This window comes from Salinicola sp. (assembly GCF_982684285.1).
On the sequence record NZ_CEXLVS010000139.1, the window covers coordinates 1 to 10,883 of the forward strand.

Sequence of the window (10,883 nt, forward strand, 5' to 3'; positions counted from 1 at the left end):
TGGGCTCTTTCTATGCCCTGGTGGCGCTCGGTTACACCATGGTGTTCGGTGTCATCAAGCTGCTCAACTTCGCCCACGGCGACCTCTACATGACCGGCGCCTTCGCGGGGTTCGGCGGGCTCTCCTTGGTCTCCGGCTTTCTCGGGGCCGGCTGGCTCGGCATCTTCGTGGCCATGCTGCTGGCGATGCTCGCCGTCGGCTGCCTCGGGGTGGTGATCGAGCGGGTGGCGTACCATCCGATGCTCGGCGCGCCGCGCCTGTCGATACTGATCACCGCACTGGCGGTTTCGCTGGTACTGCAGAACGCGGCGCTGGCGCTGACCGGCGGCCAGTACACGGCCTTCAGTACCGACCTCGGCTTCGGCGGCATCAGCCTCGGCAATCTTTTCCTCTCCTACAACCAGATCGTGCTGGTGGCGGCCGCCGCGGTGCTGATGATTGCGCTCGAGCTGTTCGTCTCCAGGACGCTTTACGGACGGGCGATGCGCGCGGTCTCCATCGACAAGGACATGTGCCGGATGATGGGGATCAACGTCTCCGCCGTCATTGCGGTGACCTTCTTCATCGGTTCGGGACTGGCCGCCGCCGCAGGGACGATGGCTGGCGCCTATTACGGCAGCATCTGGTACTTCATGGGGTTTCTGATCGGGCGCAAGGCGTTCACCGCCGCGGTGATCGGCTGGATCGGCAGCATCACCGGGGCGATGCTGGGTGGTCTGATCCTGGGGTTGCTGGAGTCCTTCGGTACGCACATTCCGTTCATCGGCAGCGAGTGGAAGGATGTCTTCACCTTCTCGATCCTGATCCTGGTACTGGTGTTCAAGCCCACCGGCCTGCTGGGCAAATCCGAAGTGGAGAGGATGTGACATGGACAAGCATTCGCCACCGACGCGCCCCGATGTGGACGAGCATGACGCTCACAAGACGAAACCGCGCAATCCGCTCCAGAAACTCTATGCGGCCTTCGAGTCGCCGGGGCGGCGGCGGGCGCTTCACCTCACGATCCTGGCGATCCTGATCGTCACTCCGTGGATCTCGAGTCAGTACACCACGGTCATTCTGACCAACGCGCTGCTCTACGTGGTGCTGTGCCTGGGTCTGAACATCGTGGTCGGCTACGCCGGGCTGCTCGATCTCGGCTATGCGGCCTTCTTTGCGGTGGGTGCCTATACCGTCGGTATCCTGACCCAGCAGTTCGGCGTCAATTTCTGGGCCGCGATCCCCTTTGCCCTGATGGCGGCGGCGCTCGCCGGGGTCATCATCGGCGGGCCGACCTTGCGGCTGCGCAGCGACTATCTCGCCATCGTGACCCTGGGGTTCGGCGAGATCGTGCGCTTCACCGCCCGCAACCTGGAGCTCACCGGCGGCGCCAGCGGGTTGTCGCACATCCCGGAACCGTCGCTGTTCGGCTGGCACATCGATAGCTCGATCGATTTCTATTATGTCTTCGTGGTACTGGCGGTGCTTGCCTATATCGCCAGCCAGCGGCTGTTCGACTCCCGTCTGGGCCGGGCATGGCTCTACGTGCGCCACGACGAGGATGCCGCCGAGGCGATGGGGATCAACCGGGTCGCGACCAAGCTGGCGGCCTATGTCACCGGCGCCATCTTCGGGGCCATCGGGGGGATCTTCTTCTCGGTGAACCTGGGCGCCATCTCGCCGGAGAGCTTCAGCTTCCAGCAATCCGTGCTGATTCTGCTGGCGGTGGTGCTCGGCGGCATGGGCAAGATACCCGGCGTCATCCTGGGGGCGTTCATCGTCGTGCTCGGCCCCGAGCTGCTGCGCGATTTCGGCACCCTGCGACTACTGATATTCGCCGTGCTGCTGTTGCTGATCATGCTGTTCCGGCCGAGTGGTATCTGGCCTGAAAAGAGATCCTAGGAGAAAGCGATGCTGCTGCAACTGAAACAGGTGTCGCTGAGCTTTGCCGGCAACACCGTACTGCACGACGTCGACTTCGGTGTCGACGCGGGACGTATCCATAGCCTGATCGGCCCCAATGGCGCCGGCAAGACGTCGATGTTCAACGTGATCACCGGCTTCTATCGACCCCAGCAGGGCGACATCACGCTGGATGGCGAGCGGATCGTCAAGCGCAAGCCTCATGCCGTGACCCGAATGGGCATCGCCCGGACCTTCCAGAACGTGCGGCTCTTCCGTGAGATGTCGGTGCTGGAAAATGTCATGGCGGGGCAGCACTGTCGCAGTCGAGCCGGTGCGTTGGCGGCCATTCTGCGGCTGCCGAGTCAGCGCGCCGAGGAGCGCCAGATTCTCGAGACCAGCCTCGAATGCCTCGATTTCGTCGGCCTGATGGGCCACCAGGAGCGACTGGCGACCAATCTCGCCTACGGCCACCAGCGCCGGGTCGAAATCGCCCGCGCCCTGGCCACCGAGCCCAAGCTGTTGCTGCTCGACGAGCCGGCAGCGGGCCTCAACAGCGGCGAGAAGCAGGCGCTGATCGAACTGATTCGGCGTATCCGCGACGAGCGCGGCGTTGCCGTGCTGCTGATCGAGCACGACATGAGCCTGGTGATGAATGTCTCCGAGCGCATCAGCGTGCTCGACCACGGCACTCTGATCACCGAGGGCGACCCCCATTCGGTGCAGAACGATCCCAAGGTGATCGAGGCCTATCTCGGCCAGGACGACGAGGAGCTGGCACTGTGATGCAGACCATCAACCGGACCGACGCGCCGGCAACCGGGACGCGACCGGGCAAGGTGCGTCTCGGCATCCGCGATGTCGAAGCCTTCTACGGCCAGATCCAGGCGCTGCGGGGTGTCTCGCTGGACGTCCACGAGGGGGAGATCGTGACCCTGCTGGGCAGCAACGGGGCCGGCAAGTCGACCACGCTCAAGACCATTTCCGGGCTGGTCCGGGCGCAGCGGGGCGAGGTCCAGCTCGAGGGTGAGTCGATCGCCAGGCTGGCCGCTCACGAGATCGCCCGGCGCGGCGTGGTTCACGTGCCCGAGGGAAGACGCATCCTGCGCGGGCTGACGGTCAAGGAGAACCTGGAGCTGGGCGCGTTCACGGTCAAGGACAACGCGCTGCGCCGGCAACGACTCGACGAAGTCTACGGGCTCTTCCCGATCCTGCACGAGCGCCGCCATCAGGATGGTTCGCTGCTCTCCGGCGGCCAGCAGCAGATGCTGGCGATGGGGCGCGCCTTGATGCACGGCCCCAGCGTGATGCTGCTCGACGAGCCCTCGATGGGGCTGGCGCCCAAGCTGGTGACCGACATCATGCGCATCATCAAGCGGCTCAACGAGGCTGGCACCACGATTCTGCTGGTCGAACAGAACGCGCGCCTGGCGTTGCGCCTGGCGCATTACGCCTACGTGATCGAGAACGGTGAGATTCGGATGCAGGGCGCGGCTGCCGAGCTTCGCCAGGACGAGTCGATCGTGAAGGCTTATCTGGGCGTTGGCGAGTAGCAGGTTCGGGAGTATCGAATGCAGACAAGTCGTGTGATTCACAGCGTCAGCTGTCACGCCGAAGGCGAAGTGGGGGACGTCATCGTTGGCGGGGTGACGCCGCCGCCCGGCGACACGCTGTGGGCGCAGTCGCGCTGGATCGCTCGCGACCGGACCCTGCGCGACTTCATGCTCAACGAGCCGCGTGGCGGCGTCTTCCGCCACGTCAACCTGCTGGTACCGGCCAAGGATCCCCGCGCGCAGATGGGCTGGATCATCATGGAGCCGGAAGACACGCCGCCGATGTCCGGTTCCAACAGCCTGTGCGTGGCGACCGTACTGCTCGAGACCGGCATCCTTCCCATGCAGGAGCCGGAAACCCATCTCGTGCTCGAGGCCCCCGGTGGCGTGATAGAAGTCGTGGCGCGCTGCGAAAGTGGCCGCGTCCTCGACGTCACCGTGCGCAACCTGCCGGCCTTCGTCGACCAGCGGGACTTGCAACTGGAGGTCCCGGGGCTGGGCACGCTGCGCGTCGATACGGCTTTCGGCGGCGACAGCTTCGTGATCGTCGACGCCGAGGATCTCGGCTTCCGGCTGGTGCCGGACGAGGCGCGGGAGTTGGTCGAAGCCGGCATCCGCATCACCAATGCGGTCAACGACCAGTTCGGATTCCACCATCCCGCCAATCCCGACTGGCGGCACGTCTCGTTCTGCCAGATCGCCGCACCGCTGACGCGGGAGGGCGACGCCTGGCTCGGACGCAATACGGTGGCGATCCAACCCGGCAAGCTCGACCGTTCGCCCACCGGCACCGGCTGTTCGGCGCGCATGGCGTTGCTGCACGCCCAGGGCAAACTCGGATTGAACGAGACCTTCATCGGCGAATCGATCATCGATTCACGGTTTGTCTGCCGACTCGACGGGACCACGCGCGTCGGCGACGTGGCAGCGGTAACGCCGCTGATCCGCGGGCGCGCTTTCATCACCGGCACCCACCAGCACACCCTCGATCCGCAGGATCCGTGGCCTGGCGGCTACCGGCTTGCCGACACCTGGCCACGAATCGGCGGGATGTGAGACGCCGGACCGCCGGTCACGATCAGGGGGTGGCGGGTTCGGGCTGTCGGTCGGGCTTGATATGCGGCCGCTCGGCCATGATGCGACCCAGCCGTTCCAGTGCCAGTTCGAGACGCTCCACCAGCCCCTCCAGTAGCACGCGGCGATCGGCGGGAACGTCGCCATGCTCGGCAATGGCTTCGTTCAGGCGCTTGCCCGCCTCGCGAATGCCTTGCGGCTGGCGGCCATTGGCGCTCTCCTCGAAGCCGCTGGCCAGCGCCCGCAGCAACTGGCGGTGGGCACGCCGGATCACCGGATGCCGGGCGTCGTCGAGTCGATCCCGCAGGCGCAGCGTCGCCGTCCCCAGGTCCAGGCCGGTCAAGCCGAGGATGAACAGGTGGCGCTGGTCTTCGGGCAACATGTCGTCGTGCTGCGCCAACTGCAGTATGCGATCGGCCATGTGGCCGCTGAAGCGGGTCTCGGCATCGCGGATCGAACGTCGCCTCAACTGGTGGATATCTCTGGAGATGGCGTTGATCAGGCGGCGCCGGCGCAGCCGCGTACCCAGCCCGGGCAGCAGCCGGAAACCCATCACCACGCAGGTCAGGCCGATGATGACGGCGACAGCGCGATTGGCGAAGCTGTCGAAGGAGAAGTCCATGTTGTTGCCGGGCATGGTCAGCAGGATGTTGAAAATCGTGAAGGCCAGGCAGTAGCCCATCGTCGCCGGATTGGTCGCGCCCAGCAGACCCAGGAACAGCGGCGTGCCGAACAGTATCGCCAGCATCGGAAAACCGTTGGCCTGCGACAGCAGCACGTGGCCGAACAGGAACGCGCTGGGGATGGCGGCAAGCATGCCCTTGTAGAACATCATGGTGATCGCGACCGGATTGTCGCGGCTGGCGAAGAACGACGAGAACAGCGTGCCCAGCAGCATGGCGACCATGGCGCTGTTCCAGGCGGTGAGAATCCAGAAGGTGGCCAGCGCGCCGAACACCAGGCCGGAGCGCAGCGCGTTGATACCGGCGGCGAGATGATCGCGATGCCAGGCCAGAGAGGTCGAGCGCAGCTTGTGGGTGCCGGGCGAGGCAATCGCCTCGCGGGCATCCAGCATCACCATGGCGTGGCCGATCGATTCCCGCATCCCCAGCCGGGCGCGACGGTCCAGCGGTGCCATGTCCTCTTCATCGCTTTCGTGCACGAGGTGGCGAAGCTCCTGGAGCTCCTGCCGCGCCTTGGGCACGCCCTTGACGTGCTCCGCCTCGCGGAAACCCTGAGCGACCTGCCGTGCGATCTCGACGCTGCGGGGGGCCAGCTTGTCGGCGTGATCGTGCAGCATCTGGTGCAGCGCCTGGAGATTGGCCAGGAAGCGCAGCGTTCGTCGGGTCAGCACGTGGGTGGCGCGGATTCGGCCCGGCCCCTCCGGCCCTTCGAAGCGTGCCGCCTGGCTGTCCGTCTCCAGCACCGTCAACGGGCCGAGGCTGCCTCGCAACGCCTTCTGCATGGCGGGGATGTCGTCGCTCGCCTCCAGGCGCAGGGCGGCATTCTCGAACGCTTCGTTGATGACGGTGTCGGCCTGCGACGAGAGATGCTTGCCGACCCGGGACGGCCACAGCAGCGAACTGACCAGGGTGGCGCAGATGGCGCCCAGGCCCAGCTCCGAAAGCCGCGCCACCGCGATGTCGAAGATGCCGCCGGGCGTGCTGCCGCTGGAGATCACCACGATCAGCATGGCGGTGACGGCCGCCATCAGGCAGCCGTAGGTATAGTTGTTGCGCCACAGCGAGCCGACGTAGGTGCACAGCATGATCCATAGCGTCAGGGAGATCAGCGCCGGGATTCTGGCCTGGGCGAAAAGCGCCATGATGGCGATGCCCGCCACGGCGCCGATGAAGGTACCGCTGATCTGGCAGATGCCTTTCTCGATCACCATGCCGCTCATCGGCCGAATCTGCAGAAAGGCGGCCGAAATCAGCGCCCAGTAGGGGCGGTCGAGATTGAACCAGAGTGCCAGGTAGAGCGCGATCATCATCGCCACGGTCGTCTTGATGGCGAACTTGACCGCCGTGGCGTCGGGCATCAGGTAAGTCTTGACGAGCGGCGGCATGGTGCTCACTGCGGCGCTTCGGCGGCGTTCTCTGCCGGAATCTCACCGGGCGACTGCGCCTGCTCCGTCGGTCGCCGATCGGCCGGCCGGGTGGTCGGCGTGGCGGTGCTGGCGGGTTCCCTGGCGTGCTCGGCCGGATGATCGTCGTCCGCATGCTGAACTCTGACCGTCGCGGTCATCCCGGCGCTGAGCAGCGTCTCGTCCGGGATATCGTCCAGAGTGACACGAACCGGAATGCGCTGCGCCAGTCGTACCCAGTTGAAGGTCGGCTGGACCTGCGGCAACAGCTGATTGTTGAGCGTGGTGTTGGTGTCGGCGATCCCGCGGCCGATCCCGGCGACATGGCCACGCAGGTGGGTGTCGCCGTTCATCAGAATCACCTCCGCCGGGTCGCCGACGTCGATGGAGGACATCTTGGTCTCCTCGAAATAGCCCATGACGTAGTAGGAGTCAGACTGCACCAGCGCCATCACCGGGGTACCGCGAGTCACGTAGTTGCCGGCGGCCAGCTGCAGATTGAGCACATGACCGCTGATCGGTGCCACGACGCGGGTGCGCTCCAGATCGAGCTTGGCGCTGGCGAGATCGGCCTGGGCCTGCTTGAGATTGGCGGCGGCGACGCGACTGTTGATCTGGGCGATCTGACGATCCTCCGCGCTGATCGAGCGGCTGCTCAGCTGATTGCGACGCTGGGCTTCCGTCTGGCGCAGCTGGAGGGTGGCCTCGCGGTTCTCCACCGTGGCCTGGGCCTGATCCAGGGCCGCCTGATAGCGCGCGGGATCGATTTCGAACAGCGTATCGCCCTGGGCGACGAAGCCGGTGTCGTTGACGTTCAGCGTGCGGACCCAACCGGAAACGTCCGGGGCGATGGTGACGACCTCCGCGCGCACGCGGGCATCACGCGTCCACGGCGTGAAGAGGTAGTAGTTCCATAGCCAGATGCCGGCGGCCACGGCGATCGCGACGACGACGAGGGTCATGAGGATACGTAGCGAATTGCGCATCAAGTACTCTCGAGCAGGACGGAAAACAGAAAAGTGATACCGGCAGTGAACAGCACGAACAGCGAGACGTCGAACCAGGCTTCGTACCACAGCGCACGCTGCCCGACCACCCAGTGCAGCAACGAGCGCAGGATGATGGTCGCGACGAAGCCGAGCAGGGCATAGAGCAGCAAGGGGCTGATGAAGATTCCGCCAACGGCGATTTCCTGTATACCCATAGGTTCCCTGTGGCGATGGTGTGGCGAGCGGTTAATGTTAGCACGCTATTTAAGTCGTTGTCAGAACGTGCATCCCGAGCGTGACGTCCGTCGAACAAGCCTGGGCCTGTTCATACTATACGCTGTGAGCCGGCCTCGCCGCTCGCGGCGTCGTTGCACGGTGATGGTGGCTCAAATCTCGTCGAGCGCCGGGGGAGCCAGCTCGACGGGAGGCAGATGGCAACACCGATTGCGACCTTCCGCCTTGGCCCGGTAGAGCGCGCGATCGGCTCGCATCATCAGGCTCTTGAGACTATCGCTTTCGTGGCGCTGGGTGAGGCCGATACTCAGCGTCATCGACAGCGTTATGTGGTCATCCACCATCAACTCGGCTTCGGCGACGGCGGCGCGCAAGCGTTCGGCCATCAGAGCGGCGGCTTCGAGGGATACGCCCGAGAGCACGACGGCGAACTCCTCGCCACCGATGCGACCGAGCAGGGCGTCGTCCTGCATCAGCGCTTCGAGCTGGTGGGCCAGCGCCCGTAGCGCCTGATCCCCTATCGGATGGCCATATTCGTCATTGATCCGCTTGAAGTGGTCAATATCGATCAACAGTACGCTCAGCGGGGCGCGCCGGTCCCGACGCAGTTGCTTGACTGCCGCTCTCAACAGAGCTCGACGGTTGTAGAGGCCGGTCAGAGCGTCGGTGGAGGCCAGCTGCTGTAGCTCGTGCTCCATCGCCTTGCGCCGGGTGATGTCGAGACTCCAGATCAGCCACGCGGATTGGGCATGAATGCGCAACGGCCTTGCGCTCAGCAGGGCCCAGTAAGGCGAGCTCGGGCAGAGCCGCGCCTCCATCTGATGAACGGTCTCCCCGCGGCTCAGTCGCGCCACGAGCTGTCGATAGTCGTCGCCATTGTCGAACAGCGCCTCGAGGTGGAAGTCCTCGGCACGCCGGGTGCCCGTCTGGGTCAGCAGGTCGTCGCTCACGTAGAACACTCGTCGCTGGTCGGCGCTGATCAGGGTGACGTCGCTCGGCGTCGAGTCGAGAATCGTACGCAGTAGCGCCTCGCGCTCGTGCAACAGGCGTGTGCGACTCTGAACGCGACGCTCGAGCGAGCTGTTGAGCGCCTGCAGCTCTCCGGCAAGGCGTCTTGAGCGCCGCTGTGAGCTCAGGATGCGTAGCGCGAGGATGAGGCAGCCACAGGCCAGCAGCACCAGCGTGACGGTGAGCCAGTGAAACGTTTGCTGCAGCGCTTGGCGCTCCCTGTCGAGCTGCGCCGCGACGGCGATATTGGAGACGACGATCAGGTCGTGCGCCGGACGCAATTGCGCCGGCAGCTCGGCCAGCATGTCGGCGGCCACGCGCCTGGCGCCGGCCTGGTCCTGCCAGTTCAACCGCTCCATCCAGCCCGCGCTGAGCGCGTCGAGACGCTCGATCGTCTCGTGCACTTCGGGCCTGGGTTGCGGCAGATAGTCGAAGACAGGGGTGTGGCGGAAAGGATCGAGAGTGTTGCGCATGACGCCCAGGCGCAGGATCAGCGAGGTGGCGCCGGCCCGGCCGTCATCGACGGCGCGGGCGGTGTCGAGCAGACGCTGTAGCTCCGAGCGCAACTGGTAGCTCTGCCACACTTCGGTGTGCAGGCCGGGGGAGGCGTAGTCATCGCCTTTCTCCGAGATCAGCCTGAGCCCCGCAAGCGCGGCGACGATCATGGCGGCGGCGAGCGCGATCAGCAGCATGACCGGCCAGCGCCGGCTCTTGCCGGCCCCGGCGACGTCTGGTCCGGTCACTGTAGCTGCAGTTCGCTCAGTTGCCATACGGTGCGGCTGTAGTAGGTGCGCTCGTGGAGTTCGGGGTAGTCGGTATAGGGATACATGACGACCAGCGGCCCGTAACGGTCGACGGCGAGATAGTGGCCGTTTCGGCGGTAGGCGACGATGGGGTCGTAGTGCTCCAGGTCCGAACGGGGAATGATGTCGCTGTAGTCGTCGAGGCCCACGGCGAGCATCCTGTCGGGGGCGGCGATCGACAGGCTTTCCAGCAGGGCGTTCAACGACACCCCCGACCAGCGAGCCTCGGGATCGCTGGTGTCCGGGATCGAGCCAGTGACCTCGCGGCTGGGCAACGCTTCCAGGCTGGATAGCGTGAACGACGCCAGCGCCCGGCCGTGGGAATCGACGATCTTCAGCAGTGGCATGTCCGCGGGGTAGGGCGGCTCCTCCGCCCTTACTGGCAGTGACGACAACGCGATCAGTACTCCGAGGATGAGTGGTCGCAACATGATGGCTATTCCCGGGCTTTCTTGTGTTATCGGCGGGGCGACGGTTTTCTGGATCGTTGTCCTGGCGCCTCCGGCACCCTGTGTCAGGCGTTGGCGTCGGCTACCAGGATGCGGGAGAACTTGACGATCTCGTCGCGGCGATCGTCCCACCCCAGATGATGCCAGAAACGGTGGGCATCGCGGTTGTCCGCCAGGGTGTCGAGATGCACTTTCTCGATTCCCGCTGCCAGCAGTGCCGCCAGGCAGCGATCGACCATCGCTCGTGCCACTCCCAGATGACGATAGTCCGGGTCGACCATGACATGCTGCAGGTAGCCGCGGCGGCCGTCGTGTCCCGCCATGGCACAGCCCACGATGCCGCTTCCGACGGCAGGCCGCGCGACGAAGCTCAGCCCGGGATTTCGCGCGAGATAGCGCTGCGTTGCCGCGTAACCATCGGCATTTCTGAGCACCACGCCCGGGGTGCGCGACATCATCGCGGCGAAGTCAGCGTGATCGTCGATGGTCATGGGCAGGATGTCGGGCATCGGAATGGAGTTCATGGGGCGGGGCTCGATCTGCGGTGGCGACTGAAGTGAATGTTGATGACGGCCAGCCCGGCGACGACCATGGCGCCGCCGGCGACCTTGTTGATACCCAGCGGGTCGTCGAGCAGCCATACGCCGAGAATGACGGCGAAGACCGGCATCAGCAGCGTGCCCGGCCCGAACCCGGAGAAGAGCGTCAGCAGGGAGACGGAGAAGGCTGCGGTCCCGACGGCGATGGCCGCGATGGGATCGTCCATTCCGTCCCCGCGCTTCTAGCCGGGCATGCGGTCGAACGTG

12 protein-coding genes are annotated in these 10,883 nt (G+C 65.4%); 5 read left to right on the plus strand and 7 right to left on the minus strand.

Going from position 1 to position 10,883, the window contains the following annotated elements:
• From AC3AYF_RS12830 to AC3AYF_RS12850, 5 genes are all read left to right on the plus strand, one after another.
• Positions 1-866: branched-chain amino acid ABC transporter permease (locus AC3AYF_RS12830; RefSeq protein WP_487779817.1), on the plus strand; the 866-nt coding region annotated here is incomplete at its 5' end.
• A 1-nt stretch (position 867) separates the two neighbouring features.
• On the plus strand, positions 868-1,881 hold the full coding sequence (locus AC3AYF_RS12835; protein WP_295036376.1) for a branched-chain amino acid ABC transporter permease: 1,014 nt from the start codon (positions 868-870) through the stop codon (positions 1,879-1,881).
• 9 nt (positions 1,882-1,890) lie between these two features.
• Complete coding sequence (locus AC3AYF_RS12840) at positions 1,891-2,667, plus strand: ABC transporter ATP-binding protein (RefSeq protein ID WP_149436785.1); 777 nt, start codon at positions 1,891-1,893, stop codon at positions 2,665-2,667.
• The gene (locus tag AC3AYF_RS12845) at positions 2,667-3,434 is read left to right on the plus strand and encodes an ABC transporter ATP-binding protein (protein WP_295036374.1); all 768 of its coding nucleotides are present in this window, start codon (positions 2,667-2,669) and stop codon (positions 3,432-3,434) included. The genes AC3AYF_RS12840 and AC3AYF_RS12845 overlap by 1 nt, the downstream gene beginning before the upstream one ends.
• A gap of 18 nt (positions 3,435-3,452) precedes the next feature.
• Positions 3,453-4,490, plus strand: a complete 1,038-nt coding sequence (locus tag AC3AYF_RS12850) for a trans-3-hydroxy-L-proline dehydratase (protein WP_295036373.1) — start codon at positions 3,453-3,455, stop codon at positions 4,488-4,490.
• A gap of 22 nt (positions 4,491-4,512) precedes the next feature.
• Here AC3AYF_RS12850 and AC3AYF_RS12855 read toward each other — a convergent pair whose 3' ends face one another.
• The 7 genes from AC3AYF_RS12855 to AC3AYF_RS12885 all read right to left on the minus strand — a co-directional run bounded on the left by AC3AYF_RS12855 (position 4,513) and on the right by AC3AYF_RS12885 (position 10,843).
• Complete coding sequence (locus tag AC3AYF_RS12855) at positions 4,513-6,576, minus strand: FUSC family protein (RefSeq protein WP_295036372.1); 2,064 nt, start codon at positions 6,574-6,576, stop codon at positions 4,513-4,515.
• Between the two features lie 5 nt (positions 6,577-6,581).
• Positions 6,582-7,580: an efflux RND transporter periplasmic adaptor subunit gene (locus AC3AYF_RS12860; protein ID WP_295036370.1), complete on the minus strand. Its 999-nt coding sequence runs from the start codon at positions 7,578-7,580 to the stop codon at positions 6,582-6,584.
• Complete coding sequence (locus tag AC3AYF_RS12865) at positions 7,580-7,798, minus strand: DUF1656 domain-containing protein (RefSeq protein ID WP_295036369.1); 219 nt, start codon at positions 7,796-7,798, stop codon at positions 7,580-7,582. Before AC3AYF_RS12865 ends, AC3AYF_RS12860 begins: the two co-directional genes overlap by 1 nt.
• A gap of 171 nt (positions 7,799-7,969) precedes the next feature.
• Positions 7,970-9,568: a GGDEF domain-containing protein gene (locus AC3AYF_RS12870; protein ID WP_295036368.1), complete on the minus strand. Its 1,599-nt coding sequence runs from the start codon at positions 9,566-9,568 to the stop codon at positions 7,970-7,972.
• Positions 9,565-10,059, minus strand: a complete 495-nt coding sequence (locus AC3AYF_RS12875; RefSeq protein WP_295036367.1) for a putative pterin-binding protein — start codon at positions 10,057-10,059, stop codon at positions 9,565-9,567. The genes AC3AYF_RS12870 and AC3AYF_RS12875 overlap by 4 nt, the downstream gene beginning before the upstream one ends.
• Before the next feature lie 83 nt (positions 10,060-10,142).
• A complete protein-coding gene (locus AC3AYF_RS12880) occupies positions 10,143-10,601 on the minus strand; it encodes a GNAT family N-acetyltransferase (RefSeq protein WP_298841105.1) in 459 nt (152 codons plus the stop codon).
• Positions 10,598-10,843, minus strand: coding sequence for a hypothetical protein (locus AC3AYF_RS12885; protein WP_487779818.1), 246 nt, complete (start codon positions 10,841-10,843; stop codon positions 10,598-10,600). Before AC3AYF_RS12885 ends, AC3AYF_RS12880 begins: the two co-directional genes overlap by 4 nt.
• Positions 10,844-10,883: the final 40 nt, after the last annotated feature.

Bases quoted from the DNA above. Each gene is read 5' to 3' on its own strand.
- AC3AYF_RS12885 (WP_487779818.1), bottom strand. From the start codon at position 10,843: ATGGACGATCCCATCGCGGCCATCGCCGTCGGGACCGCAGCCTTCTCC.
- AC3AYF_RS12880 (WP_298841105.1), bottom strand. From the start codon at position 10,601: ATGAACTCCATTCCGATGCCCGACATCCTGCCCATGACCATCGACGAT.
- AC3AYF_RS12855 (WP_295036372.1), bottom strand. From the start codon at position 6,576: ATGCCGCCGCTCGTCAAGACTTACCTGATGCCCGACGCCACGGCGGTC.
- AC3AYF_RS12860 (WP_295036370.1), bottom strand. From the start codon at position 7,580: ATGCGCAATTCGCTACGTATCCTCATGACCCTCGTCGTCGTCGCGATC.
- AC3AYF_RS12845 (WP_295036374.1), top strand. From the start codon at position 2,667: ATGCAGACCATCAACCGGACCGACGCGCCGGCAACCGGGACGCGACCG.
- AC3AYF_RS12835 (WP_295036376.1), top strand. From the start codon at position 868: ATGGACAAGCATTCGCCACCGACGCGCCCCGATGTGGACGAGCATGAC.
- AC3AYF_RS12840 (WP_149436785.1), top strand. From the start codon at position 1,891: ATGCTGCTGCAACTGAAACAGGTGTCGCTGAGCTTTGCCGGCAACACC.
- AC3AYF_RS12850 (WP_295036373.1), top strand. From the start codon at position 3,453: ATGCAGACAAGTCGTGTGATTCACAGCGTCAGCTGTCACGCCGAAGGC.
- AC3AYF_RS12875 (WP_295036367.1), bottom strand. From the start codon at position 10,059: ATGTTGCGACCACTCATCCTCGGAGTACTGATCGCGTTGTCGTCACTG.
- AC3AYF_RS12865 (WP_295036369.1), bottom strand. From the start codon at position 7,798: ATGGGTATACAGGAAATCGCCGTTGGCGGAATCTTCATCAGCCCCTTG.